Annotated in this window: 22 protein-coding genes and 1 pseudogene; 4 read left to right on the plus strand and 19 right to left on the minus strand. The window is 73.7% G+C overall.

The features are described from left to right. Nucleotides 1-29 precede the first annotated feature (29 nt). The 10 genes and pseudogenes from hpnE to SLAV_RS07480 form a co-directional block, all read right to left on the minus strand. Nucleotides 30-1,448: pseudogene (hpnE, locus tag SLAV_RS07430) on the minus strand (hydroxysqualene dehydroxylase HpnE); the annotation flags it as partial. Nucleotides 1,449-1,674: 226 nt separating this feature from the next. Continuing rightward, nucleotides 1,675-2,646, minus strand: a complete 972-nt coding sequence (hpnD, locus tag SLAV_RS07440) for a presqualene diphosphate synthase HpnD (protein ID WP_388097804.1) — start codon at nucleotides 2,644-2,646, stop codon at nucleotides 1,675-1,677. Then, a complete protein-coding gene (hpnC, locus tag SLAV_RS07445; RefSeq protein ID WP_078950056.1) occupies nucleotides 2,643-3,620 on the minus strand; it encodes a squalene synthase HpnC in 978 nt (325 codons plus the stop codon). The genes hpnD and hpnC overlap by 4 nt, the downstream gene beginning before the upstream one ends. 315 nt (nucleotides 3,621-3,935) lie before the next feature. Beyond that, nucleotides 3,936-4,718 carry an ABC transporter ATP-binding protein gene (locus tag SLAV_RS07450; RefSeq protein WP_030224728.1) on the minus strand — a complete coding sequence of 261 codons (783 nt, stop codon included), beginning with the start codon at nucleotides 4,716-4,718 and terminating at the stop codon, nucleotides 3,936-3,938. Continuing rightward, on the minus strand, nucleotides 4,711-5,640 hold the full coding sequence (locus tag SLAV_RS07455; RefSeq protein WP_030224730.1) for an ABC transporter permease: 930 nt from the start codon (nucleotides 5,638-5,640) through the stop codon (nucleotides 4,711-4,713). The genes SLAV_RS07450 and SLAV_RS07455 overlap by 8 nt, the downstream gene beginning before the upstream one ends. A gap of 96 nt (nucleotides 5,641-5,736) precedes the next feature. Continuing rightward, nucleotides 5,737-6,609 carry a glycosyltransferase family 2 protein gene (locus tag SLAV_RS07460; protein ID WP_100660809.1) on the minus strand — a complete coding sequence of 291 codons (873 nt, stop codon included), beginning with the start codon at nucleotides 6,607-6,609 and terminating at the stop codon, nucleotides 5,737-5,739. Between the two features lie 8 nt (nucleotides 6,610-6,617). After that, the gene (locus SLAV_RS07465; RefSeq protein WP_030224736.1) at nucleotides 6,618-7,397 is read right to left on the minus strand and encodes a CDP-alcohol phosphatidyltransferase family protein; all 780 of its coding nucleotides are present in this window, start codon (nucleotides 7,395-7,397) and stop codon (nucleotides 6,618-6,620) included. Further along, complete coding sequence (locus SLAV_RS07470) at nucleotides 7,375-8,436, minus strand: iron-containing alcohol dehydrogenase family protein (RefSeq protein ID WP_030224739.1); 1,062 nt, start codon at nucleotides 8,434-8,436, stop codon at nucleotides 7,375-7,377. Before SLAV_RS07470 ends, SLAV_RS07465 begins: the two co-directional genes overlap by 23 nt. After that, nucleotides 8,424-9,176, minus strand: coding sequence for a phosphocholine cytidylyltransferase family protein (locus SLAV_RS07475; RefSeq protein WP_030224741.1), 753 nt, complete (start codon nucleotides 9,174-9,176; stop codon nucleotides 8,424-8,426). Before SLAV_RS07475 ends, SLAV_RS07470 begins: the two co-directional genes overlap by 13 nt. Continuing rightward, nucleotides 9,173-10,954 carry a DUF5941 domain-containing protein gene (locus SLAV_RS07480; protein ID WP_030224744.1) on the minus strand — a complete coding sequence of 594 codons (1,782 nt, stop codon included), beginning with the start codon at nucleotides 10,952-10,954 and terminating at the stop codon, nucleotides 9,173-9,175. Before SLAV_RS07480 ends, SLAV_RS07475 begins: the two co-directional genes overlap by 4 nt. 337 nt (nucleotides 10,955-11,291) lie before the next feature. On the opposite strand from SLAV_RS07480, the gene SLAV_RS07485 reads away from it, so the two are divergent. Together SLAV_RS07485 and idi are read left to right on the plus strand one after the other, a co-directional pair. Next, nucleotides 11,292-12,617, plus strand: coding sequence for a bifunctional class I SAM-dependent methyltransferase/N-acetyltransferase (locus SLAV_RS07485; protein WP_037686041.1), 1,326 nt, complete (start codon nucleotides 11,292-11,294; stop codon nucleotides 12,615-12,617). A gap of 135 nt (nucleotides 12,618-12,752) precedes the next feature. Then, nucleotides 12,753-13,352: an isopentenyl-diphosphate Delta-isomerase gene (gene idi, locus SLAV_RS07490; protein ID WP_030224747.1), complete on the plus strand. Its 600-nt coding sequence runs from the start codon at nucleotides 12,753-12,755 to the stop codon at nucleotides 13,350-13,352. A 74-nt stretch (nucleotides 13,353-13,426) separates the two neighbouring features. On the opposite strand, the gene SLAV_RS07495 is transcribed toward idi, so the two are convergent. Next, complete coding sequence (locus tag SLAV_RS07495) at nucleotides 13,427-13,957, minus strand: ATP-binding protein (protein ID WP_030224749.1); 531 nt, start codon at nucleotides 13,955-13,957, stop codon at nucleotides 13,427-13,429. A 196-nt stretch (nucleotides 13,958-14,153) separates the two neighbouring features. Here SLAV_RS07495 and SLAV_RS07500 point away from each other — a divergent pair, with 196 nt between their 5' ends. Next, nucleotides 14,154-14,900 carry an enoyl-CoA hydratase/isomerase family protein gene (locus tag SLAV_RS07500; protein ID WP_030224751.1) on the plus strand — a complete coding sequence of 249 codons (747 nt, stop codon included), beginning with the start codon at nucleotides 14,154-14,156 and terminating at the stop codon, nucleotides 14,898-14,900. On the opposite strand, the gene SLAV_RS07505 is transcribed toward SLAV_RS07500, so the two are convergent. Together SLAV_RS07505 and SLAV_RS07510 are read right to left on the minus strand one after the other, a co-directional pair. Then, entirely contained in the window at nucleotides 14,897-15,520 is a 624-nt protein-coding gene (locus tag SLAV_RS07505) for a DJ-1/PfpI family protein (RefSeq protein ID WP_030224757.1), read from the minus strand. The two genes, SLAV_RS07500 and SLAV_RS07505, sit on opposite strands and share 4 nt — an antisense overlap. A 337-nt stretch (nucleotides 15,521-15,857) precedes the next feature. Further along, the gene (locus tag SLAV_RS07510) at nucleotides 15,858-16,817 is read right to left on the minus strand and encodes a GlxA family transcriptional regulator (protein WP_030224761.1); all 960 of its coding nucleotides are present in this window, start codon (nucleotides 16,815-16,817) and stop codon (nucleotides 15,858-15,860) included. 112 nt (nucleotides 16,818-16,929) lie between these two features. Here SLAV_RS07510 and SLAV_RS07515 point away from each other — a divergent pair, with 112 nt between their 5' ends. Next, nucleotides 16,930-18,567 (plus strand): ABC-F family ATP-binding cassette domain-containing protein, encoded by a 1,638-nt coding sequence (locus SLAV_RS07515; protein WP_030224763.1) that lies wholly within the window; start codon nucleotides 16,930-16,932, stop codon nucleotides 18,565-18,567. On the opposite strand, the gene SLAV_RS07520 is transcribed toward SLAV_RS07515, so the two are convergent. From SLAV_RS07520 to SLAV_RS07545, 6 genes are all read right to left on the minus strand, one after another. Further along, nucleotides 18,554-19,147: a hypothetical protein gene (locus SLAV_RS07520; protein WP_030224766.1), complete on the minus strand. Its 594-nt coding sequence runs from the start codon at nucleotides 19,145-19,147 to the stop codon at nucleotides 18,554-18,556. The genes SLAV_RS07515 and SLAV_RS07520 overlap by 14 nt on opposite strands. A 23-nt stretch (nucleotides 19,148-19,170) precedes the next feature. Continuing rightward, the gene (locus SLAV_RS07525; protein ID WP_030224768.1) at nucleotides 19,171-19,950 is read right to left on the minus strand and encodes an SDR family NAD(P)-dependent oxidoreductase; all 780 of its coding nucleotides are present in this window, start codon (nucleotides 19,948-19,950) and stop codon (nucleotides 19,171-19,173) included. A 7-nt stretch (nucleotides 19,951-19,957) separates the two neighbouring features. Continuing rightward, nucleotides 19,958-21,154 (minus strand): MAB_1171c family putative transporter, encoded by a 1,197-nt coding sequence (locus SLAV_RS07530; RefSeq protein ID WP_051840149.1) that lies wholly within the window; start codon nucleotides 21,152-21,154, stop codon nucleotides 19,958-19,960. Further along, nucleotides 21,144-21,596 carry a M78 family metallopeptidase domain-containing protein gene (locus SLAV_RS07535; protein ID WP_100661261.1) on the minus strand — a complete coding sequence of 151 codons (453 nt, stop codon included), beginning with the start codon at nucleotides 21,594-21,596 and terminating at the stop codon, nucleotides 21,144-21,146. The genes SLAV_RS07530 and SLAV_RS07535 overlap by 11 nt, the downstream gene beginning before the upstream one ends. A gap of 314 nt (nucleotides 21,597-21,910) precedes the next feature. Further along, a complete protein-coding gene (locus SLAV_RS07540) occupies nucleotides 21,911-24,379 on the minus strand; it encodes a Tex family protein (protein WP_030224773.1) in 2,469 nt (822 codons plus the stop codon). Nucleotides 24,380-24,457: 78 nt separating this feature from the next. Further along, nucleotides 24,458-25,321, minus strand: coding sequence for an SCO6745 family protein (locus SLAV_RS07545; RefSeq protein ID WP_030224775.1), 864 nt, complete (start codon nucleotides 25,319-25,321; stop codon nucleotides 24,458-24,460). Nucleotides 25,322-25,751 lie beyond the last annotated feature (430 nt).

Here is a 25,751-nt window from a genome sequence, read left to right on the forward strand (position 1 = left end):
TGTGCCGGTTGTGCTGGTGGTCGTGGTCGTCATGCCGCCTCCCACGGAGGACGTCCGGCGGGGCGGCCCAGGGCGGTCAGTGCCGCCCCGGCCGCACCGGTGCCGCTGCGGACCGCGCTCTCCATGGTCGCGGGCCAGCCGGTGGCGGTCCACGCACCGGCGAGATAGAGGCCCGGCGTGTCGGTCCGGTTGCCTGGGCGCAGCCGGCCGACGCCCGGACTCGGGGCGAAGGTGGCGGTGCGTTCCCGGGTGACGAAGAAGTCGCGCACCTTCGCGCCCCGGGCGGCGGGCAGCAGCCGCTCCAGCTCCGGCAGGTACTTGGCGCGCAGGACGGACACCGGTTCGTCGATGTCCTCCTGGGCCGCCGACTGGGACACGGCCAGGTACTGGCCGCCGTCGGTGAGGCCGGAGGAGTCGGTGCGGTCGAAGACCCACTGGACCGGGGAGCCCAGGGCGGCGAAGAAGGGCTGCCTGAGCACCTTGCGGTCGTAGACCACGTGGACGTTGAGGATGGGCGCGGTGCCGATGTCGAGGAGCTTGTCCGGGTCGGCCAGCGCCCCGGGCGGGAGCAGCCCGTGGGCCTCGCGCTGCGGGACGGCGAGGACGACGGTGCCCGCCGCGAGGGACTCCTCCTCGGTGTCGACCCGCCAGTTCCCGTCGTCCGTACGGGAGACGCAGGTGACCCGGGCGCGCAGTTCGGTGCGCACGTCGGCCGCGTCGAGGGCCTTGCGGGCGAGGGTGTCGTGGAGGTCGCCGAGCGGGACGCGGGCCCAGCCGATGTCGGCGGCGCCGTTCTCGGAGAGCAGGCCGGTCTTGAAGACCATGGCGGCCAGGCCCAGCGAGGACTGGTCGGCGGTGGCGTTGAGGGTGGCGACGCCGACGAGGTCCCAGAGGGCCTCGACGGTGCGCGGGGACTGGCCGTAGCGGGCGAGCCAGGTGGCGAAGTCCAGGCCGTCGAGGGCCGGGTCGGCCGGGTCGAGTCGGCGCAGGGCCAGGGCTGCGCGTCCCACGGCCGCCCGCTCGGCGAGCGAGAGGTGCGGGTAGGTGGCCAGGGACGCGGCCAGGTGCAGGGGGACGGGCAGGGCGCTGCGGCGCAGCCGGCCCAGGCGCGGTCCCCGGGGGTGGGCGACGTCGAGGACGGGGACGTCGAGCCGGTCCTGGACCGGGGCGAGGTCCGCGCCGCCGATGCGCTCCAGGAACCACCGGTAGGCCGTGCAGCAGCGGAGGTAGACGTGCTGGCCGTTGTCGACGGTCAGCTCGCCGCGCTTGAAGGAGAACGCGAGCCCGCCGAGCCGGGGGCGGCCTTCGAGCAGGGTGACCCGTAGTCCGGCGTCGGCGAGGCGGAGCGCGGCGGTGACCCCGGCGAGTCCGCCGCCGACGACGACGGCGTGCCGGTCGGCGTCCTGGCCGGCGCCTCGGCGCGCGCGCTGGTCGGCGGTGCTCATGCGTCCTCCCCCGTGGTGCGGTGGCCCTGTCGGACGGTGGGGGCGGGCACGCCTCGGCGCGCCGCGGCCCGGTGCGGACCACGGCCTTCGCCCGCCCGGACAGACGCCGCGGGGGCGGCCGGGGTTGCCCGGCCGGCGGCCCGGCCGGACGGCGGCCGGGCCGGTGCCGGGCGGGCGCCGCCGGGCCGGGGGGCGGCCGGGGCCGGGGCGGGGGTCCTGGTGCGCCGCATCAGATGCGCCTGCGCGTGCTCTGACGGGAGATGGTCCGGGCGTCGAGGCCCGAGAGGCCGCGCACGGCGACGTACGCCTTCTCGTGGGTCGGCAGCGAGACGCGCCCGCGCAGCACGGCCTCGGGCTCGCGCTCGATGCGGTCCAGGAGGCGGCGGTAGATGCCGGCCATCGCGGCCACGCAGGCGCCGCTGCGCCGGTCGAGCATCGGCAGCAGCCGGTAGCCCTCGACGAACAGGGCCCGCGCGCGCCGCACTTCGTGGTGGACGAGGCCGGCGAAGTCGGCTCCGGCGGGGGCCCGGTCCCCGTGGAAGCCCTCGGAGCAGCCGAACTTGGCGAGGTCCTCGGCGGGGAGGTAGGTGCGCCCGTTGGCCGCGTCCTCGCGAACGTCCCGCAGGATGTTGGTGAGTTGCAGGGCCAGGCCCAGGGTGTCGGCGTACTCGTCGGCGCGGGCGGCTTCGGGGGCGCCGAGGCCGCCGGTGTGCACGGTGCCGAAGACGCCGAGGGAGAGCCGTCCGATGGCCCCGGCCACGCAGCGGCAGTAGGCCTTGAGGTCGTCCCAGGTCTCGTACTCCTCGCCGCGGACGTCCATCAGGACCCCGTCGATGAGTTCGTCGAGGCCGCCGAGGGGGATGGGGAAGCGCCGGGCGGCGTGCGCGAGGGCGACGGCGACCGGGTCGGTGTCGTCCTCCTCGACCTCCTCGGCCCGGATCCGGCCGAGCAGGGCGCGCGTCTCCTCCAGCCGTACGAGCTTGGCCTCGGGCGGGAGCGTGCCGTCGCCGATGTCGTCGACGCGCCGTGAGAAGGCGTACAGCGCCGACATCGCCTGCCGCTTGTCGGTGGGCAGCAGCCGGATGCCGTACGCGAAGTTGCGCGCCTGCGTGCCGGTGACGGCCTCGCAGTAGCTGTAGGCCGCGAGGACCGGAGCGGACGGAGCGGACGCGTGTGTGGGGCCCTCCACGTTCGGGCTCACCCCTTTCTCGGCGCTGTGCGCAGGACGGCGGCCACCTCGCGGAGCAGGAGGCTCCGGGTGGGCTTGGGCGGGCCGGGCAGCACGTCGAAGCCTGCGGCCGAAACGGCCCGCAGGGCGGCGCGCCCTCCTCCCACGAACCCCGCGAGCAACAGCCGTAGCCTGCCGTGCACGCTACCCACGAGGGGGGTGCCTTCATTCAGGAGTTCGCGTGCGCGTTCAGTTTCGAATGCGACCAGGGAGCGTACGGACGCTCCGGCGGACGGGGCCCGCAGGTCGTTCTCGGTGACGTGGAAGCGGCGCATGTCCTGCGCGGGGAGGTAGATCCGGTCGCGGCCGAGGTCCTCGGCGACGTCCTGGAGGTGTTCGGCGATCTGCAGGGCGGTGCAGACGGCGTCGGAGCGGCGGATGCGCTCCGGGGTGGCGGTGCCGGTCAGGGCGAGCACGAGGCGGCCCACGGGGTTGGCGGAGAGCTCGCAGTAGGCGAGCAGGTCCGCGTACGTCGCGTACCGCGTGACGTGCTGGTCCCGGCGGTTGGCCTCGATGAGCCCGAGGAAGGGCTCGGGGGTGAGGCCGTGGTCGCGCACGACGGGGCGCAGGGCCTGCAGCAGGGGGTGGCGGGGCGGGCCGTCGGCGGAGCCGAAGACGCGCATCAGGTCGGCCTCGAAGGCGTCGAGCATGGCGGGACGGTCGTCCACGGCGGCCGGGTCGAGGCCGAGGAGCACGGCGTCGCGGCCGCCGGGGGCGAGGTCGCCGTCGCCGATGTCGTCGACGAGGCGGGCGTAGCCGTAGACCGCCGTCAGGCCCTCGCGCCAGGCGCGGGGCAGGAAGGCGGGGGCGACGGGGAAGTTCTCCGCCGCCGCCTTGGCGAGGGTGGCGCGGGCGTGGGGGTCGAGGGCGGCACCGGGGGCGCCGGGCCGGATGCCGGGCCCGGCGGTCACCGCCCGCCGCCCGCGGCGGGGACGGCCACTGCGCATGGGGACCGCAGAATTCCCGTAGCCATTGCCGTCACGTCTCCCGTTCTACACTGCCGACCCAAGTCATCCCATTTCGGACACGCCGCCGAAGTTTACCCGGGAGTATCCGGGGAGAACCGGTTGTGGGGAATCGTCCCCTCTTGGCGCGATTGAGAACTGGTCCAGCTTACGCTGTACAACGCCGCGGCGGCCTATCGGGTGTTCACGGCGCCCCGGAATGTCGGCCGCGGCCGGATCCCGCCGCACGGCGAGGCCCCCGGCGCGCGGAGCGGCGGGGGCCTGCGACGGCCTGATCCGGCAAGCCGGAGCCCTCGGTCAGTGGCTGGTGGCCTTCTCGTAGGCGGAGACGACTTCCTCGGTGGGCCCGTCCATCAGGAGTTCGCCCTTCTCCAGCCACAGCACCCGGCTGCAGGTGTCGCGGATGGAGTTGTTGTTGTGGCTCACCAGGAAGACCGTGCCGGCCTTCTCCCGCAGTTCGCGGATGCGCGCCTCGGAACGCACCTGGAACTTGCGGTCACCGGTGGCGAGGGCCTCGTCGATCATCAGGACGTCGTGGTCCTTGGCGGCCGCGATCGAGAAGCGCAGGCGCGCCGCCATGCCCGAGGAGTAGGTGCGCATCGGGAGGGAGATGAAGTCCCCCTTCTCGTTGATCCCCGAGAAGTCGACGATGTCCTGGTAGCGCTCCTTGATCTGCTCGCGGGTCATGCCCATCGCGAGACCGCCGAGGACCACGTTGCGCTCGCCCGTGAGGTCGTTCATCAGGGCCGCGTTCACGCCCAGCAGCGAGGGCTGGCCGTCGGTGTAGACCTTGCCGGACTCGCAGGGCAGCAGGCCCGCGATGGCGCGCAGCAGGGTGGACTTGCCGGAGCCGTTGGAGCCGATGAGGCCGATGGCCTCACCGCGGTACGCCGTGAAGGAGACCCCGCGCACGGCGTGGACCCGGCGGACGCCCGGGGCGTCGCCCTTGCCGCGGCGGAGTATCTTGCTCAGCGCCGCCGTGGCGCTGCCCTTGCCGGAGCTGCCGGTGTTGACGCGGTACACGATGTGCACCTCGTCGGCGATGACGGTGGGCACGCGGCCCTGGGTGATCTCAGCCACGGCCGTAACGCTCCTCAGCCTTCCAGAAGTACACGAAGCCGCCGGCGCCGATGACGACGGCCCAGCCGACCGCGAAGAGCCAGACGTGGGGCGGCAGGTTCGAGGCGCCGTAGTCCTCGATCAGGGAGAAGCGCACCAGGTCCATGTAGATCGCCGCGGGGTTCCACTGGAGGACGTCCGCGATCCAGGCCGGCTTGTCCTTCAGCATCGTGCCGATAGAGAACATCACGCCCGAGGCGTACATCCACGTGCGCGTGAGGAAGGGCATCAGCTGCGCGAGGTCGGGGGTCTTGGACCCCATCCGCGCGAAGACCAGCGCGAGGCCGGTGTTGAAGACGAACTGCAGGGCCAGCGTCGGGATCACCAGCAGCCAGGACGGCTGCGGGTAGTTCCCGAAGGCGACCGCGACGATGACCACGACGATCATCGAGTACAGCAGCTGCTGGAGCTGCTGCATGGAGAAGGAGATCGGCAGCGAGGCGCGCGGGAAGTGCAGCGCGCGCACCAGGCCGAGGTTGGTGGGGATCGCCCGGACACCCGCCATCAGCGAGTTCTGGGTGAAGGTGAAGACGAAGATGCCCATCACCAGGAAGGGGATGTACACCCCCTTCTCCATGCCCCGGCCCGCGTTCAGGATGAGGCCGAAGATCAGGTAGTAGACCAGCGCGTTGAGCAGGGGGGTCGCCACCTGCCAGATCTGGCCGAGCTTCGCCTGGCTGTACTGCGCCACCAGCTTGGCCCGGGAGAAGGCCATGATGAAGTGGCGCCGGCCCCAGAGCTGCCGCACGTATCCGCCCAGGCTGGGCCGAGCGCCACTGACCGAGAGGCCGTACTTCCTGGCGAGCTCGGCGGGGCTCAGGCCCGCGTCGTCGGACGGCGGCTTGCTCGTGGCGAGGGCGCCGTCGTGGGTTGTGTCACTCACAAGTTGAAACTTTCCGTCTTCAAGATGCGGCAGGAGGGGCATCGGGGCTGGAGCGCCGGACCCGTGATGGGGCCCATGCTCCCAGACGTGAGCTTGTCAGATGACAGGCGGTCGGCCCAGCCGGGTCAGCTTCCAGACCGTACGCCACCTCATGGGGCGCCGGGGACCGCAGGGTGTGGTCCAGCCCTCCTTGAACCCGCCGAACCAGGCCTTGAGCGCCGGCGCCGAGGGCCTGCGCACGAGCGTCAGCGCGAGCCAGACGCCCAGGTAGACCGGGACCAGCGGGGCGGGCAGGTTGCGGCGGGCGAGCCACACCCGGTTACGGGCCACCATACGGTGGTAGACCGCGTGCCGGGACGGGGCGGTGGTCGGGTGCAGCAGCACCATGTCCGCCCGGTAGTCGATCAGCCACCCGGCGTCGAGCGCCCGCCAGGCCAGATCGGTCTCCTCGTGCGCGTAGAAGAACTCCCCGGGCAGGGCTCCGACCTGCTGGAACACCGTCGTGCGGACGGCATTGGCCCCGCCCAGGAAGGTGGTCACGCGGGAGGAGCGCATCGGGTCCGAGGCGCGCAGCCGGGGCACGTGACGGCGCTGGGTGGCGCCGGTCTCCGGGTCGGCGATGCGGAAGCTGATGATCCCCAGCTCCCGGTCCTCGGCGAAGGCCTGCCGGCACAGCTCGGCGGTGTCGGTCCGCTCCAGCAGCCCGTCGTCGTCGAGGAAGAGCAGGGCGTCCACGTCGGCGCCGCCGGGGCCGAAGGCCTCGATGCCGACGTTGCGGCCGCCCGGGATGCCGAGGTTCTCCGGCAGCTCGACGGTGCGCACGCCCTCGGGCAGGCCGGTGAGCGGCACGCCCTGGCCGACGACGACCACCTCGACGGGGTCGCCGTCCTGGCGGGCCACCGAGTCCAGCAGCGCCTTGAGCTCGTCGGGGCGGTTGCCCATGGTGATGATCACGGCGCCCAGCCGCATCGGCGCGGTCACTTGAGCCTGCTGGAGGCCAGGATCGACACCAGGTGCAGCACGGTCTGGAGCAGGGCGATGCCGGCCAGGACCGCCACGCCGAGCCGGGAGAAGAACAGGTCGCCGCGGACCTGGTCCAGGACGGCCAGCACCAGGATGAGCAGGGAGGCCTCGATGCCCAGGACCAGGCGGTGGAACTTGAGCGCGGAGGCGGCCCGGCGGGCGAGGGCCATGCCGGAGGAGCGGGGCTCGGAGGCCGCCTCCTTGACCGGTTCCTTGCCCGTCTGGTGGCGGGCGACGCCGACCAGGTCGGTCTCGGCCTTGATCAGGATCGCGCCGAGCGCCGCGAGGGTGCCCAGGAAGGCCCACAGCCAGTCGATGCGGCCGCCGCCCCACAGGTCGCTGGCGCGCAGGCCGAAGCCGACCAGGACCGCCGCGTCGCACAGGTAGGCGCCGACCCGGTCCAGGTAGACCCCGGCGAGCGAGTACTGCTTCTTCCAGCGGGCGACCTCGCCGTCGACGCAGTCGAGCAGCAGGTACAGCTGGACCATGACCACGCCGAGGACGGCGCCCCAGATGCCGGGCACCAGGAGGGCGGGCGCGGCGAGGACACCGGCGAGGGTCATCACGTAGGTCAGCTGGTTGGGCGTGATCTTGGTGGTGACCAGGACACGGGTGATGCGCAGGGAGATCTCGCGCATGTACAGGCGGCCGCCCCAGTGCTCGCCACTGCGCCGGTCCTTGACGCCCGGCGGGTGAACGACGGGCCGGAGTTCAGCTACGGATGGTCTGGGCATAGTCGGCGTAAGCGTCCCTGATCTCGGCTGCGGACAGGTTGAGGTGCTCCAGGATGGTGAAGCGTCCCGGGCGGGTCTGGGGGGCGTAGTCGACGGCCGCGACGAACTCGTCCACGCTGAACCCGATCTCCTCGGGCAGCACGGGCAGCCCGTGGCGGCGCAGGACCTCGGCGAACAGCCCCGACTGCCCCGTGGCGCCGCGCAGGTGCATGGCGAAGGCGGCGCCGATGCCGACCTGCTCGCCGTGGAGGGCGGAGCGTCCCGGGTAGAGCAGGTCGAAGGCGTGGCTGATCTCGTGGCAGGCGCCGGACGAGGGCCGGGTGTCCCCGCTGATCGACATGGCGATGCCGGACAGCACGAGGCCCTCGGAGAGCACGGTGAGGAACTCGTCGTCCCCGCATCCGCCGGGGTGCCGCAGGACCGACTCGCCCGCCGTGCGGGCCATGGCGGCGGCCAGGCCGTCGACGGCCTCGCCGGTGACCTGGTGCGAGAGCTCCCAGTCGGCGATGGCCGAGATGTTGGAGATCGCGTCGCCGATGCCCGCGCGGATGAACCGCACCGGGGCGTCCTTGATCACGTCGAGGTCGATCACCATGGCGATCGGCGTGGGCACGCCGTAGGAGCCGCGCCCGTTGTCGTTGTCCAGGATGGACACCGGGGAGCAGATCCCGTCGTGCGACAGGTTGGTGGCGACGGCCACCATGGGCAGCCCGACCCGCGCCGCGGCGTACTTCGCCACGTCGATGATCTTGCCGCCGCCCAGGCCCACGACGGCGTCGTAGCGGCGGCCCTTTATGTCGTCGGCCAGCTTGACCGCGGAGTCGATGGTGCCGTCGACGACCGGGTACCAGTCGGCGTGCGGCAGGACGGGCTCCAGCTTGGCGCGCAGCGCCTGGCCGGAGCCCCCGCTGATCGCCACGGCGAGCTTGCCCGACGCGGAGATGCGCTGGTCGGCGAGGAGGCCGGCCAGGTCGTCCATCGCCCCTCGGCTGATGTCTACGACAACGGGCGAGGGGATCAGCCGCGTCAGTACCGGCATGCGATCGTCCGGCCCTTGGCGAGGTCGTCGTGGTTGTCGATCTCGACCCACGCGACGTCTCCGATGGGCGCGACGTCGATGGTGAAGCCGTCGTCGACGAGCTGCTGGTAGCCGTCCTCGTAGTAGAGGTCGGGGTCCCTCTCGAACGTGGTCTTCAGCGCCTCGGCGAGCTGCTCGGCGGCCTCGGGCTCGATGAGGGTGACGCCGATGTACTCGCCCGTCGCGTCGGCCGGGTCCATCAGCTTGGTGATCCTGCGCACGCCCTGACCATCGGCCGTGACGACCTTCATCTCCTCGTCGGCCAGGTTCTTGACCGTGTCGAGGGCGAGGATGATCTTCTGACCGTTGCCGCGGGCGGCGAGCAGGGTCCGCTCGACGGAGACCGGGTGGACGGTGTCGCCGTTGGCGAGGATCACGCCCTGCTTGAGGACGTCACGCGCGCACCACAGGGAGTAGGCGTTGTTCCACTCCTCGGCCTTGTCGTTGTCGATCAGCGTGATCTTGACGCCGTACTTGGCCTCCAGCGCCTCGCGGCGCTCGTAGACGGCCTCCTTGCGGTAGCCGACGACGATGGCGACCTCGGTGAGGCCGACCTCGGCGAAGTTGCCCAGGGTCAGGTCGAGGACCGTCAGGCTCTCCTCCTGGCCCTCGGGGCCGACCGGCACGAGGGCCTTGGGCAGGGTGTCGGTGTAGGGACGCAGGCGGCGTCCGGCACCGGCAGCGAGGACAAGGCCGATCATGCTGGTTCTCCTTCGTCATGTACGGCGGGTGCTCCGGAGGAGACCCAGAAGCGGATGCTCTCCACGAGCACCACCAGAGCCACGAACACGGCCGTGACCGTGAGCGCGACGGGGAAGTCCGCTGCGCGCGACGCCAGGACGGCGGCCAGCACCGCCGTGAGCAGCACCCGGCCCTCGTGCCCGCCGATCGTCCGCACCAGCCAGTGCGGGGGCGCGCCGGTGCCACCGCGGATGCGGTAGACCGTGTCGTAGTGATGGTAGGCGACCGCCGCGATCAGGCCGAATGCCGCCGGGAGCGCCCCGGGCACGTCCGCCTTGACGGCGAGGACCAGGACGGTGGTGTATTCGGCGGCCCGGAACAGGGGCGGCAGCAGCCAGTCCAGGGCGCCGCGCAGCGGGGCGCCGACGGCGTCGCCGCTGAGCAGCGCGTACAGCAGGGCGGCGTAGACGACCGTCATCGAGCCGAAGGGCTCGTAGCAGGCGGCGGCGACCACGAGGACCGCGGCGAGCACGGCGAAGGGCAGGCGCAGCGAGCGGGCGGGGTGGGAGACGGCCCGGGCGACCAGCTCGGCGAGCGGGCCCGAGTCGGTGAGGTCCAGGAGCGCCTGCGCGGCCCGGTCGGTGCGCTGCGCCTTGCGGGTCAGGGAGCGCAGGACCCGGCCGGCGGTGGTGTAGAGGGCGCCGAAGGCGCAGCCGACCAGCAGGGCGTAGAAGACGATGCGCGGGGTGGTGAAGGCGGTCAGGACCGCGATCATGGCCCAGCGCTCACCGATCGGCAGGATGATCATCCTGCGGACCCAGACCGTCCAGCCGACGCTGTCGAGCCGGCCGGACAGGGCGGCCGTCGGGCTGGTGTTGGCGGTGGCGTCGTGGTTGGCCTCGTTGAAGGCGAAGTCGACGACGTGCCGGCAGGTCATGAGGATCATCGCGCCGAGCGCGAGGGCCCACACGTCGTCGCCGTTCCTGGCGGAGCCGAGCGCGAGGCCCGCGTAGAAGGAGTACTCCTTCGCGCGGTCGAAGGTCGCGTCGAGCCAGGCGCCCATCGTCGAGTACTGGAGCGAGTAGCGGGCGAGCTGCCCGTCGGTGCAGTCCAGGACGAAGGAGACGAGCAGCAGGACGCCGGCCACGACGTAGCCCCAGCGGTCGCCGGTGGCCGCGCAGCCCGCCGCGATCAGGGCGGTGACCAGCGAGGCCGTGGTGACCTGGTTCGGGGTGAGGCCGCGGCGCGCGCACCAGCGGGCGATGTAGCGCGAGTACGGGCTGATGAAGAAGGTGGTGAAGAAGCCGTCGCGGGACTTCACGGCGGTGCGCAGCCGCACCGCCTCGTCGTCCACGGCGGCGACGGCGGCGACGGCCTCGGCGCGCTCCGCGTCGGTGCCGGGCACGGCGGCGACCAGGGTGCCGAGCTCGGGCCGCTGGACGGTGGTCCCGTCGGCCTCGACGGCGGCGGCGAGCCGGTCGGCGTACGGTCCGGCGCCCGCGGGCGCGAGGGCCGCGGCCCGGTCGAGGGCGGCGCGGGCCCCGGGCAGCACGGCGAAGGCGCCGGTCACGGCGCAGGCGTCGAAGCGCGGGTCGGTCAGCGCGAGGCGCAGCGCGTGCGGGTGCCCGACGAAGGCGCTGTCGACGACGGCCACCCGCTGGTCGGCCGGTACGCCGGCCAGCGCGGCAGCGGCGCCTTCGGGACCGGTGACCGGGCGGACGTCGAACCCGAGCGAGCGGAGCTCGTCTTCAAGCGGTGATCCGGGGACCGGCAGGCCGGTGAGGATGACGGTCGACAGACGGACTCACTCCTTGCGGGAAATTCTCGACGGGGCGCCCGGTGGGGCGGCGCGGCACGTCGGCAGAGGCTATCGGATGAATGGAACGGGGTATTCATCAGCCTTTCGGGCTCCCCGAGGGGGCTTTGGCCTCGGATGTTAGGGTGATGGCCGGCGTGTACGAATTCCGTGAGCACGTCCCGGAACGAGGAAAGAGGTGGATTGATGACCGTCGCAGTGGTCGCTGCCGAGCGCGGCGAACTCCGGTACGTCCCCGTTTCCTCCCTCCGGGCTTCCGGCCGGGCCTGAGCACGCCGTTCGGTCCCGTCGGCCGGAGCCCCCTGTCATAGGGCTCACGTTGACCGACCACATCGACCACACCGAATCCACCGAACACACCGACGACTCCCGTGAGGGCGCCGCCTTCGCGGCCTTCATGGAGCTGCACCACGGTCTGCCCCGGCAGTCCCCCGGTTCCGACGCGACCACCCGCCGCCTGCTGTCCCTGTGCGGACCGCTGCCCGAGCGGCCGCGCGTCCTGGACCTGGGCTGCGGTCCCGGCCGCAGCGCGCTGCTGCTCGCCGCCGAGGCGGCGGGGCCCAGCGGGCCGGGCTCCGCCGAGGTGACGGCCGTCGACCTGCACGAACCGTTCCTCGCCGAACTGCGCGCCGCCGCGCGGGCCCGCGGCCTTTCCGGCCGCGTCGAGGCGGTCCGGGCGGACATGGGCGCGCTCCCGTACCCGGACGGCTCCTTCGACCTCGTCTGGGCCGAGGGCTCCGCCTACTGCATCGGCTTCGACCGCGCGCTCGCCGGGTGGAAGCGGCTGCTGGCACCCGGCGGCACCCTGGTGCTGACCGAGTGCGAGTGGACCGCCGAGGAGCCCTCCGCCGGAGCGCGGGCCTTCTGGGACCCGCAGTGCGCGCTGCGCTCCGCCGCCCGCAACACCGCCGCCGCACAGGCGGCCGGGTACCGGGTGCTGGGCACCCTCCTCCAGCCGGACTCCGACTGGGCCGAGTACTACGGTCCGCTCGCCCACCGGGCCGGGGCCGCGCGGGCCTCGACCCCGGCGGCCGAGGCGGCCCTGGCCGCCACGCGCGAGGAGATCGCCGTACGGGAGCGGCACGGTCACGAGTACGGCTACCGCGGCTACGTCCTGACCCCGGTGACCGCCGGGGACGGGGACCGCTGGCAGGCCGGTCCGCAGACCGCGGCGCAGGCGGCGGCCGTGCGGGCCGTCAACCTGGCGGCCTTCGGCACCCCGCTGGAGGCTGATCTCGTGGACGCGCTGCGCGCCGACGCCGCGTGGCTCCCGGGGCTCTCCTACGTGGCCCGGCGTCCCGACGGCTCCGTGGCGGCGCACGCGCTGCTGACCCGGTGCACGGTGGACGGCGCACCGGCGCTCGCGCTCGCGCCGGTGGCCACCGATCCGGCGGCGCAGCGGTCGGGCGCCGGCAGCGCGGTCGTCCGGGCCCTGCTCGCGGCGGCCCGGGAGCGGGGAGAGTCACTGGTCCTGGTCCTGGGGCACCCCGCGTACTACGCGCGCTTCGGGTTCGTACCGGCCTCGCTCTTCGGGATCCGGGCCCCCTTCGAGGTGCCCGACGAGGCGATGATGGCGCTGGTCCTCGACGATTCCGTCCCGGTGCCGAAGGGGACCGTCACCTACCCGGCCCCGTTCGGGATCTGACGGCGCGGCTCACCGCTCCGCCCCCGCCGCGTGCCTAGCACGCGGCGGGGGGCGGACATGCGCTGATCTCCGAAGTGGGGACAAGACTCTTTTGTACGGCAGACTGAAGGCCGGAGTCCGAAGCGAAGGATGGGTATGCCGACCACACCAGCCACCGACGCGGGCAGCGCGTCCGCCGGCACCGGCACTCAGGAATCGATCATGCTCGAACTGGTCGACGAGTCCGGCAACACCATCGGCACGGCGGAGAAGCTCTCCGCCCATCAGGCGCCCGGGCTGCTGCACCGGGCGTTCTCCGTGTTCCTCTTCGATGAGCGGGGCCGGCTGCTGCTCCAGCAGCGCGCCCTCGGGAAGTACCACTCCCCCGGCGTCTGGTCGAACACCTGTTGCGGCCACCCCTACCCCGGCGAGTCCCCGTTCGCGGCGGCGGCCCGGCGGACCCACGAGGAGCTGGGGCTGTCGCCCTCGCTGCTCGCCGAGGCGGGGACGGTGCGCTACAACCACCCGGACCCCGCGTCCGGGCTGGTCGAGCAGGAGTACAACCACCTGTTCGTGGGACTGGCGCAGGCGGCGCCGGATCCGGATCCGGAGGAGGTCGGCGACACGGCCTTCGTCACGGCCGAGGAGCTGGCGAAGCGGCATGCCGAGGTGCCGTTCTCGGCCTGGTTCATGACGGTCCTGGACGCGGCCCGGCCCGCGATCCGCGAGCTGACGGGCGACGCGGCGGGCTGGTAGCCGCGACGGCCTCCGGTCGGGCTCCCGCACCGGCTCCGGCCCGTGCGGGGCGTGCTCGTGCGTGATGCGCTCGTTCAGGGCCTGGGGGCCGGTGCGGTGAGCGGCAGGGCGGCCCAGATCACCTTGCCGCCGGTCGAGGTGTGCTCGACGTCGCAGACCCCGCCGGCCTCCCGCGTGACCTCGCGGACCAGCAGGAGGCCCCGGCCGCCGGTCTGGCCGAAGTCGGCCTCCAGCGCCTTGGGCCGGTACGGGTGGTTGTCCTCGACGGCCACCCGTACCCATTCCCGGCCCACCGCCACCTCGACGGCCACCTCCGGGGAGAGCAGGGCCGCGTGCCGGACCGAGTTCGTCACCAGTTCGGAGACGATCAGCAGCAGGGAGTACACCAGGTCCTGCGGGGCCGGCACCCCCTGGCGGCCGAGCAGGTCGCGGACCGCACGGCGGGCCTGCGGAACGGATTCTTCAACCGCCGGCGCAGTGAAGCGCCACACCCCCTCGTACGCGAGGGGGTCCGCCGGAGCCGGCGCCTCACCCTCCCTGGCTGGCGGGACGCTCCCGCTGTCGTTCATCTTCCGGCCCCCGTCTTCGCGCTCGATCGTCTCCACGTGCCAAGAGTGGGGACGCGGCTGGTCCGGACCGCGTCGCTGACCAGAAAACAGCGTCAATCGGACGCCTTCTGACCGCTGGTTTATGACGGAGTCAGTTGTTGACCGTTCTTGATCCGGCGTGACGCCGCTCACGGCGCCGGTAGCGGGCTCCCCCTCGATCATGGGATCAGCCGACCGGGATAGCATCCGGCGCATGGACGCAGCCCTCCGCTCCACCGTCGCCGACGGCGTGGCCACCGTCGTCATCTCGCACCCGGCCAAGCGCAACGCCATGACCGCCGCGATGTGGCGGGCCCTGCCGGAACTGCTGGCGCGGCTCGCGGCGGACCCGGCCGTCCGGGTCCTGGTGCTGACCGGGGACGGTCCGACCTTCTGCGCGGGCGCCGACATCTCCTCCCTGACGGGAGACGACGATCCGCAGGCCCTGTCGGTCGCCGCGGAGGAGGCCCTGGCCGCCTTCCCGAAACCGACCGTGGCGGCGGTCCGGGGCTTCTGCGTGGGCGGCGGCAGCCAGCTGGCGGCCGCGTGCGACCTGCGGTTCGCGGAGGAGGGCGCCTCTTTCGGGGTGACCCCGGCGAAGCTGGGCATCGTCTACCCGGCCTCCTCGACCCGGCGGCTGGCCTCGGTGGTCGGCCCGGCCTGGGCCAAGTACCTGCTGTTCTCGGCGGAGTTGATCGGCGCTGAGCAGGCGCTGCGGGCCGGGTTCCTGCAGGAGCTGCTGCCGGCCGGGCAGCTGGACAAGCGGATCACCGAGTTCACCCGGATCCTCACCGGCCGCTCGCGGCTGACGCAGGCGGCGGCGAAGGAGTTCGCGGACGGCCGCACCGACCGGGACGCGTACTGGGCGGAGCAGGCGGCGGCGAGCGGCGACACCGCGGAGGGCGTCGCCGCCTTCCTGGAACGCCGACCGCCCCGCTTCGGCTGGCCGTCGGCGGACTAGCGCGCGGCGCCGCGCAGCCGGGCGACGATCTCCGCCGGGGCCTTGTCCGGGGACCCGGCGTCGTAGGGCGGCTGGGGGTCGTACTCGCACATCAGCTGCACGGTCTGGGCGTACTCGTCCCCGGCGATCCGGCCGAGCAGGCCGAGCCCCATGTCGATGCCGGAGGACACCCCGGCGGCGGTGACGTACTTCCCGTCGTAGACCACCCGCTCGCTCGTGGGACGGGCGCCCAAGGGGGTCAGCCGGTCGAGGTAGAGCCAGTGCGAGGTGGCCCGGCGCCCGTCGAGCAGGCCGGCGGCGGCGAGCAGGAGTGAGCCGGTGCAGACCGACGTGGTCCAGGTGGTGGTGGCGTCGACGGCGCGCAGCCAGTCGAGGACGGCGGGGTTCTTCATCTCCTCCTCGGGGTGCGGCCCCCCGGGCACGACGACCACGTCGGGCCGGGTGACCTCGTCGAGCGCCTTGTCGGCGACGAGCGCGAGCGACCCGTTGTCGGTGCGGACGGGGCCGGGCCGCTCGGAGACGAACACGGTCTCTGCGCCCTGGAGCCGGCCGAGGGTGTCGAAGGGCCCGATGGCGTCGAGGGCGGTGAACCGGTCGTAGAGCAGTACGGCGATCTGCATGGCTCCTCCGGAGCGGTAGATGATCGGCCCCGCCGGGAAGCCCCCGCCGGAACCACCCCCGGGCCCACCCCGGGAGCACACGACCACGCCCGGCACCCGGGCACAGCCAGAATGAACGGCCCCGACCGGAGTACCCGGTCACGACCCGCCCTGGGGGCCGGGGTGCAGCCCGCGGTCCGGACGCCGGGGCGGATCCCGGGCCCCGGGACCGGGGTGAACCCCCGGGCCCCACGGCCGGGCCGGAACCCCCGGGCCCCACGGCCGGGGCGGAACCCCGGGGCCGGAAAGGGGCTCGGCGGGGGTGGCCCCGGTCGGGGGTTCGGGGTGCCGGCGGGGCCTAAGGGCCGAAGCGGCGGCGGTATTCCGTCGGGGGTTGGCCGAGGTGGCGGACGAAGGCGCGGCGGAGGGCCTCCGGGGTCCGGTAGCCGCAGGCCCGCGCGACCTGCGCGACCCCCTCCCCGCCCTCCTCCAGCAGCCTGCGCGCGTGCTCCACCCGCACCCGCTCCACGTACCGCCCCGGCGTCACCCCCGTCTCCGCCTGGAAGGCCCGCGCGAAGTGCCGCGGCGACAGCGCGGCCCGCGCCGCGAGCGACTCCACGCTCAGGTCCCCGCCCGGGTGCTCGGTGATCCACTGCTGCACGTCCCGCAGCGGCTCCCGCCGCGCCGTCTGCGCGGCCAGCTGCGCGCTGAACTGCGCCTGGTTGCCCGGCCGGCGCAGGAACACCACCAGGTGGCGGGCGATCAGCAGTGCCACGTCCCGCCCGAGGTCCTCCTCCACCAGCGCCAGCGCCAGGTCGATCCCGGCGGTGACCCCGGCGGAGGTGGAGACCGGGCCGTCCCGCACGTAGATCGGGTCCGGCTCCACCGACACCCGGGGGTAGTCCCGTGCCATCCGCTCGCAGGAGTACCAGTGCGTCGTGGCCCGGCGGCCGTCGAGCAGCCCGGCCTCGGCCAGCAGCAGACCCCCGGTGCACACGGACACCAGCCGCTCCGCGCGTCCCCCGTGCGCGCGGAGCCAGTCCGTGAGCCGCGGTGCGAAATCGCCCCGGTACTGGCCCCCGGGCACCAGCAGCGTGGTGCCCGGGCCGGGCCGGGCGCCCTCCAGGTCCCCGTCCGGGACCAGGGTCAGCCCGCTGTCCGTCCGGACCGGCGCCCCGGCCGGGGACACCGTCCGGATCGCGTACCCGCCCCGGCCGCCGGGGCACCGCCCGGCCGCGGCGAACACCTCGACCGGCCCGGTGACGTCCAGGCTCTGCACCCCGTCGTAGAGGACGACGAGCACGTTTCGCAACGACATGCCCCCATGGTGTGATCCCGCTCCGATGGCCGCAATGACGGGCATCCCACCTATCCGGACATCACCCGACGGCGGCGGGCCCGCCCCGGCGCGCGGATAGGATCGGGGCATCATGACTGCAACCCTCGTCGCCAAGAACCTCACCGCCGCGCACGGTGAGCGCACGCTCTTCGCCGATCTCGACCTCGTCGTCGCGCCCGGCGACGTCATCGGACTCGTCGGCGTCAACGGCGCCGGGAAGTCGACCCTGCTGCGGATGCTGGCCGGGCTGGACACCCCGGAGACCGGTGAGCTGCGGCTCTCCCCGCCCGGCGCGGCCGTCGGGCACCTCCCGCAGGAGCCCGAGCGGCGCCCCGGCGAGTCCGTGCGCGAGTTCCTGGCCCGCCGTACCGGCGTCGCCGCCGCGCAGGCCGCTCTCGACGAGGCCACGCAGGGCCTGGTCGACGGCACCCCGGGCGCGGACGACGCGTACGCGGACACCCTGGACCGCTGGCTGAACCTGGGCGGCGCCGACCTCGACGAGCGGGCCCAGGAGGTCGCGGACGAACTCGGCCTCGCCGTGAGCCTGGACCTGCCGATGACGGCCCTGTCCGGGGGCCAGGCGGCCCGCGCCGGGCTGGCCTCGCTGCTCCTGTCCCGCTACGACGTGTTCCTCCTGGACGAGCCCACCAACGACCTGGACCTGGCCGGTCTGGAGCGGCTGGAGCAGTTCGTCAAGGGACTGCGCGCGGGCACGGTCGTGATCAGCCACGACCGCGAGTTCCTGACCCGGACGGTCACCAAGGTCCTCGAACTCGACCTGGCGCAGCAGCAGATCAACCTCTACGGCGGCGGCTACGAGTCCTACCTGGAGGAGCGGGAGCGGGCCCGGGGCCACGCCCGCGAGGAGTTCGAGGAGTACGCGGGCAAGAAGGCCGCCCTGGAGGGCCGGGCCCAGATGCAGCGCAACTGGATGGACAAGGGCGTGCGCAACGCCCGCCGCAAGGCGAGCGACAACGACAAGATCGGCAAGAACCTGCGCGGGGAGTCCAGCGAGAAGCAGGCCGCCAAGGCCCGCCAGACGCAGCGGGCCATCGAGCGCCTGGAGGTCGTCGACGAACCCCGCAAGGAGTGGGAGCTGCGCATGGAGATCGCGGCGGCCCCGCGCTCCGGCTCGGTCGTCGCCACCCTGCGCGAGGCGGCCGTCAAGCGCGGGGACTTCACGTTCGGCCCGGCCAGCCTGCAGATCGACTGGGCGGACCGGGTGGCGATCACCGGGGCCAACGGCGCCGGCAAGTCCACGCTGCTCGCGGTCCTGCTCGGACGGCTCGCCCCGGACTCCGGCTCCGCCACCCTCGGTTCGGGGGTGCTGGTCGGCGAGGTGGACCAGGCGCGCGGCCTGTTCCTCGGCGGCGAACCGCTGCTGGAGGCCTTCTGCGCGGCGGTCCCGGACACCGAGCCGGCGGAAGTGCGCACGCTGCTGGCCAAGTTCGGCCTCAAGGCGGCGCACGTGCTGCGCCCGGCGGCCACCCTCTCCCCGGGAGAGCGGACCCGGGCGGCGCTGGCGCTGCTCCAGGGCCGCGGGGTGAACCTCCTCGTCCTGGACGAGCCGACGAACCACCTCGACCTGCCGGCGATCGAACAGCTGGAATCGGCCCTGGAGTCCTACGAGGGCACCCTGCTGCTGGTCACCCACGACCGCCGCATGCTCGACGCGGTCCACGTGACCCGCCGCCTGGCGGTCGCGGACGGCAGGGTCACCGAGCTCTAGGCCGTCTCCCGTCCGTCCCCGCGGCCCGTCCGTCCCCGCGGCCCGTCCGGCGCGCGGGGCGGTCGGCGATCTCCATGGCCCAGGCCCGGAATGCCGCCCTCTCCTGCGGCGGGATCCGGAGGTGGTCGGGGACCAGGGAGCCCGCGGCGGCGGCCAGGAGGTCGCCGAGGCCGAGGGCGTGCCATTCCCAGAGCATGTGGTTGTGGGCGCGCATCAGCGGCGCGACCCGCTCGCGGATGGCCGCCACCTCGGCGGGCCCCAGGCCGGCCCGGTCCAGCCTGGCCAGGGTCGCGGCCTCCTCCTCGGGGGTGAACCACGTGTCCAGGAAGGGGTCCAGGAGGTCGCCCCACACGTCCGGCCTGCGCCGCAGCGGGATCCCGTAGCGGGCGCAGAAGCGCTCCAGCTCGGCGCGGCGGCCGGCCGGGACGAACACGGTCTCCCCCGAGCGGGTGCGCAGTTCCGGTGGCGAGGCCTCGGGGTCGGCGTCCCTGACGTCCGCGGCGGTGAGCGTGGTCCGCGGCAGCCAGGCGTCCGCCGGGAGCCGGATGTGGTCGTCGGCGAACTCGGGACCGCGGGCCACGGCGCCGTCCTCCCCCGCGCTGCTCAGGGCCGGTCCGCCGGGGCGTTGCGCTTGCGCGGCATCCGGCTGGCCACGAACCCGCGCGGCAGGTGGCGGGCGGCGAGGGCGTAGGCCCGGTAGTGCCGGCCGGTGATGCTGACCGGACGGCGGCGGGCCAGGTCCCGCAGGGCCTTGTCCACGACCGTCTCCGGCTCCAGCCACACCGCGTCGCGCAGGGCGCTGACGTCCATCCCGGCGCGCTCCTGGAACTCGGTGCGGGTGAAGCCCGGGACCACGGCCAGCACCCGGACCCCGTAGGGCTCCATGTCCACCCGCAGGGACTCGCTGAAGGCGATCACCCAGGCCTTCGCCGCCCCGTACGTGCCCGTCGGGAGGAGTCCCGCGACGGAGGCGAGGTTGAGCACGGCGCCCCGGCGGCGCTCGCGCAGGCCGGGCAGCAGGGCGTGGGTGAGCCGGAGCGGGACCTTGACCAGCAGGTCCAGCATCCGTTCCTCGTCCTCGACCGGGTTGTAGGGGTAGGGCGCGGGCAGTCCGAAGCCGGCGTTGTTGACCAGCATGTCCACGGGCCGGGCCGGGTCGGCGAGCCGTGCCTCGACGGTGGCGCACTGCGCCGGGTCCAGCAGGTCGGCGGGCAGCACCTCGCAGGCGGTCCCGAACTCGCGGCGCAGGCCGCTGGCAACGGATTCCAGGCGGGCCTTGTCGCGGGCGACGAGGACGAGGTCGCAGCCCTTGGCGGCGAAGCCGCGCGCGAAGGCCGCGCCCAGGCCGGCGCTGGCTCCGGTGATCAGAACGGTGGTGCTCAAGGGTGCGTCACTTCCTGTGCGGATCGGTGGTGAAGGCGGTGGTCTCGGGGGAGGCGTAGGCCCTGGCGACGTCGACGAGGAACCTGGCCTCGTCCTCCAGTCCGCCGCCCTCGCCGGAGGTCTGCATCGCGGCCGGGAGTTCCAGGGCGGTGGCCCGGCCCGGCTGTCCGGGGCCTCCGGCGAGCTTCGCCCGTCGCGCCTCCTTCAGTACGCAGGCCAGCGCGGCGGCCGTGACCCGCTGTTCGGGGACCAGGCTCCCGGCGACGTGGCGGCGGGCCCGCTCCGGCAGGCCCGGGGGCACGTACTCGCCGAGGATCAGGATCGCGTCGCGGGTCTCGATGACCTTGCGGTAGACCAGCAGGTTGCGCGGCACGGGCGGCCAGAGCAGCTCCAGGACCCGGCCGGTCCGGGGCTCGGAGAGGACGACGTGCGGGACGGCCTGGACCAGCTCCCGCCACAGGGGCCACAGCCGCCAGGCGATGACGGTGTCGGCGGTGGTGCGGCGCAGCGTGAACAGGGTGGGCACCAGGATCGCGGCGGCGCGCAGCAGGCCGTGCAGGTTCATCATCAGCGGCAGGGCGGGCATCGCCCAGGTGCTGCCGAACAGGGCCTTGAGCAGGTACGCGAACCAGAACAGGCCGGCCAGCGCGGTGCCCAGCCCGAACAGCCGCAGCCCGGCCGCCAGGGCCCGGCTCTCGGCGCGCCGGCCGTAGCGGCAGCAGACGTACACGCAGACGGTGTTGGCGATGAGGTGGGCCGAGATCAGGACGAGCCAGTACGCGAGCGAGGGTACGGGCGGTCCGGCGGGCGGGATGGTGTGCGCGGTGTGGCCGGGGGCGGCGGCGTCCAGGGCCACGAGGGCGCCCAGCCAGAGCAGGGTGCCGGCCCAGGCGGCGAGCTGAAGCCTGCGGCCGCGGGTGGCGGCGGCGACGAAGTAGAGCACGGCGCCCGCCGACAGCACGCCGATGAGGTTGCGGACGAGGCCGACGGCGTGCGCGTAGCCGGGTTCGCGGCTGGTGGCGTAGGCGACGACGGCGGGGAGGTTCAGGGTCATCGCGGCGGCGGCGGTGGCGACCGCGAACCACAGTCCGCGCTGCTGCGGGGAGCGCAGGGCGCCGGGGGCGCGCAGCAGGACGGCGGCCCACAGGCACAGCACGCTGGGGACGGCGAGCCAGTCTCCGAGGGCGGCCAGGTCAGCTGCCATCGCGCGGGCCCCGCTCGTATCCCATGGCGGATTCCAGGCGGGCGAGGGCGCCCCGGGGTGCGGCGGCGGTGCGGGGGTGGCCGGGGCCCGCCGTGCGGATGCGGATCATGCTCGCGAGCATCTCCGCCTCCCGTTCCTGGCGGGTGGTGTAGTTGGTGCGGCCGAGGACCACGGGGGCCCGGCCGTCGGTCTCCCGGCCTTCCAGGGAGTGGTGGCCGAAGAGGATGTGTCCGAGCTCGTGGAGCACGATGTGCTCCCGGTGCAGGGGGGTGGTGTGGGCCTCGTAGAAGACGTAGTCCACGGTCTCGGTGCCCACCCACAGTCCGCAGACGCCGGATTCGGCGGCCTCCGGGGGCAACGGGTGCAACCGGATGGGGCGGCCGCGCTGTTCGGCGATCCGTGCGCACACGGCGTCCAGGGAGAACGGGTGCGTCAGGTCCATGTGACCGAGAATCGTCTCGCAGCGTTTGCGCAGGCTGGGGTTCCGGTGGGGCATGTGTTCCCTCTGCGGACCCTTTCTCGGGCAGCGTCGATAGGTGTGGGGGGTGGGCATCGGCATGGCGTCCTGTGCCTTGAGGCGCCCTCGGGAGTGCGTTTTCCGGGGGCGGAAATGCGGAAGCCCGTCCGCGGGTGACGAACGGGCGTTCCACCATGCCTACAGATCGACTACGGGAATTGGCAAGGCACGTTCCCCTGTGAGGTGCCTATTCGGCCACTCTTGCCGGTCCGCCGGAGCCTTTCCTTCCGGTCGTGGTCCTACGAGCGCTTGCGGTGGTCCTCCGGGCCGGTGAGACCGGCGCGGCGCAGGGCGTCGGCCATGGCGCTGTTGGCGGGGGCGGGCGCGCCGGAACGCTGACCGCCGCCCTGGCCGCCCTGCGGTCGGCCGCCCTGACCGCCTTGGCCGCGCCGGCCCTGACCCTGCCCCTGGCCCTCGTTCTGCCGCTGGCCCTGGCCCTGACCCTGGCCCTGGCCGCGCTGCTGCGGGGGCCGGCCTCCGCCGCGCCGCTCCTGGCGCTCCTCGCGGGGGCGGGGCGTGCCCGCCGTCCGCTCGGCCTCGTCCTCCAGCCGCAGCGTGAGCGAGATCCGCTTGCGGGGGATGTCCACGTCCATGACCTTGACCCGGACGATGTCGCCCGGCTTCACGACGTCCCGCGGGTCCTTGACGAAGGTCTTCGACAGGGCCGACACGTGCGCCAGCCCGTCCTGGTGGACGCCGATGTCGATGAAGGCGCCGAAGGCGGCCACATTGGTGACCACCCCTTCCAGGATCATCCCGGGAGCCAGGTCGCCGATCTTCTCCACGCCCTCCTTGAAGGTGGCCGTCTTGAAGGCGGGACGCGGGTCGCGGCCCGGCTTCTCCAGCTCGCGCAGGATGTCGCCGATGGTCGGCAGGCCGAAGGCCTCGGTGACGAACTGCTCCGGCCGCAGGGACCGCAGGACGGTGGAGTTGCCGATCAGGGCGGCCACCTCGGCGCCCGCCGTCTTGCCCATCGCCCGGACCACGGGGTAGGCCTCGGGGTGCACGCTGGAGGAGTCCAGCGGGTCGTCCCCGCCGCGGATGCGCAGGAAGCCCGCGCACTGCTCGTACGCCTTCGGGCCCAGGCGGGCCACGTCCTTGAGGCCCCTGCGGCTGCGGAAGGGGCCGTTGGCGTCGCGGTGGGCCACGATGTTCTCGGCGAGGGTGCCGCTGATGCCCGACACGCGCGAGAGCAGCGGCGCGGAGGCGGTGTTGACGTCCACGCCGACGCCGTTCACGCAGTCCTCGACGACCGCGTCGAGGGAGCGGGACAGCTTCACCTCGGACAGGTCGTGCTGGTACTGGCCCACGCCGATCGACTTCGGGTCGATCTTGACCAGTTCGGCGAGCGGGTCCTGCAGGCGGCGGGCGATGGACACGGCTCCGCGCAACGACACGTCCATGCCGGGGAGTTCCTGCGAGGCGAAGGCGGAGGCGGAGTACACGGAGGCGCCGGCCTCGGAGACCATCACCTTGGTGAGGCCCAGCTCGGGGTGGCGGGTGATGAGGTCGCCGGCCAGCTTGTCGGTCTCGCGGGAGGCCGTGCCGTTGCCGATGGCGACCAGCTCGACCGCGTGCTCCTTCGCGAGGCGGGCGAGCGTGGCGAGGGAGGCGTCCCACTTGTTGGCGGGAACGTGCGGGTGGATCACGTCCGTCGCCACGACCTTGCCGGTCGCGTCGACGACGGCCACCTTGACCCCGGTGCGGAAGCCCGGGTCCAGGCCGAGGGTGGCGCGGGTGCCGGCCGGCGCGGCGAGCAGCAGGTCGCGCAGGTTGGCGGCGAAGACCCGTACGGCCTCGTCCTCGGCGGCGGCGCGCAGCCGCGTCCGCAGATCGATGCCCAGGTGGACCTGGATCTTGGTGCGCCAGGCCCAGCGGACGGTGTCGGCCAGCCACTTGTCGCCGGGGCGGCCGCGGTCGGCGACGCCGAAGCGGCGGGCGATCAGGCCCTCGTACGTGGACGGGCCGGGGGCGTCGGCCGGCGGCTCGGGCTCCAGGTCGAGTGTGAGCACGTCCTCCTTCTCGCCGCGGAGCATGGCGAGGACCCGGTGGGAGGGGAGGGCGGTGAAGGGCTCGGCGAAGTCGAAGTAGTCGGCGAACTTCGCGCCGGCCTCCTCCTGGCCCTCGCGGACCTTCGCGGCGAGCCGGCCGCGGGTCCACATGCGCTCGCGCAGGTCGCCGATCAGGTCGGCGTCCTCGGCGAACTTCTCGGTGAGGACGGCGCGGGCGCCCTCCAGGGCGGCGGCCGCGTCGGCGACGCCCTTGTCGGCGTCGACGAACGCGGCGGCGGCCACCGCCGGTTCGACGGAGGGGTCCGCCAGCAGGCCCTCGGCCAGCGGCTCCAGGCCCGCCTCGCGCGCGATCTGCGCCTTGGTGCGGCGCTTGGGCTTGAAGGGCAGGTAGATGTCCTCCAGCCGGGCCTTGGTGTCGGCCGCGTGGATCCGGGCCTCCAGTTCGGCGTCGAGCTTGCCCTGCTCGCGCACGGCGTCGAGGATCGCCGTGCGGCGGTCCTCCAGTTCGCGCAGGTAGCGCAGCCGCTCCTCCAGGGTGCGCAGCTGGGCGTCGTCGAGCATCTCGGTCGCTTCCTTGCGGTAGCGAGCGATGAACGGCACGGTGGAGCCGCCGTCGAGCAGCTCGACGGCGGCCTTGACCTGCCGTTCCCGTACGCCGAGCTCCTCGGCGATCCTGCCTTCGATGGACATCGTCACTGTGCGGTCCCGCCTGCCTTCGTTTGCGTGGAAGGCTGCCAATTGTGGCAGGTGGCGGTGACGGACGGCGGGAGCCCCTCAGCCCTTTCCGGTGAGGTCGTGGGGGAAGGCTCCCGCGCCGACGGCCCGGCGGACGAATCCGCCGCCGAGTTCGTGGAGCCGGGCGAGGCCGTCCGCGCCGAGGTGCTCGTACGGGGCCGCGTCGAGGCGGTCGGTCTCGGCCTCCAGCCGCTCGCGCAGGGCGGCGCCCTCGTCGGTGAGGTCGCCGTCGGCGCCGAGGACACCGCGCTCGCGCAGCCGGTGGGCGGCGGCGTCCAGGTCCGCCTGCTCCCAGCCGCGGATGGCCTTGTCCCACTTGGGCGTCATGCCGCGGCCGGTCGCGGCGTGGCTGACCAGGGCCTCCACGGGGTCGAGGCCGGTGAGGAGCAGCGCGGCCACGTGCCCGTCGCCCCGGTGCTCGCGCAGCAGGGTGGTGGCGTGCCACAGGCGCAGGTGCGGCTCCTCGGGGACGGGGAGGTCGGCGTGGGCGGCGTAGAGGGTGCGGCCGGAGCGGACGCAGCCCTCGGTGGCGCGCAGCGCGAGGTCGGCGGCTTCGGCGAGTTCGGGGGAGGCGATGGCCTCGGGGCCGAGGAGGCGGCGCAGGGTGCTGTCGGCGGCGCGCAGCCGGGCGGCGAGGGCCTGCTGCGGGGTGATGGTGTCCCAGACCGCGGGGAGGTGCGCGGTGACGTAGTCGTGGCGGTAGTTGTAGAAGGTGGCGGTCACCGTACCGGGTCCGACGGCGCCCAGGGCCGCGGAGCGGCTGGCGAGGTTGACGGCGACCCGGTGGGTGACGCCGAGCGCCGCGAACTCGGTGCCGAGGTCGGGCGAGAAGTAGATCGTGGCGTGCAGGGGGTTGACGGCGGCGTGCCAGCAGCGCCGGGCGGCGTACGGAGGAAGCGTCATGCGCCGCAGGTTACCGACTGCTCAGTATGCGGGGTACCCCCAAGCCCCGGGCCCCTCCCGGGCCGAGTACGCGGGCGTCCCCGCGTCGGCGCGTGCACCCTGGTCGGGACCGGGAACGACACCGCCGTCCGCCACACGGGCAGCACGACCCGCACCGGTGGGAGCGGGGGCTGAGATCCGGCCAATGTGTCGCGGGCTGGTGACGGCGCGCCAGGAGGGTCCGGCCGACCGGAAGTCGCCCCCGGAGCACGCCCTCGGCGCGGGCGGGCCCGGTGCGCGACCCCGTACCGCACCGTTCACCGAGCCCCCGTCACCCGTACGGCGGGCTCCTCGCCATGTCCTGATTCCGACGCACCGATACCCGTCCGGCCAGGCCGGTGACCTCGGCTTCCTTGCGGCCGGATGGCGATCGTGTGACAGCAGGGGCCAT

Source organism: Streptomyces lavendulae subsp. lavendulae (assembly GCF_002803845.1).
GTDB classification, from domain to species: Bacteria; Actinomycetota; Actinomycetes; order Streptomycetales; family Streptomycetaceae; genus Streptomyces; species Streptomyces lavendulae.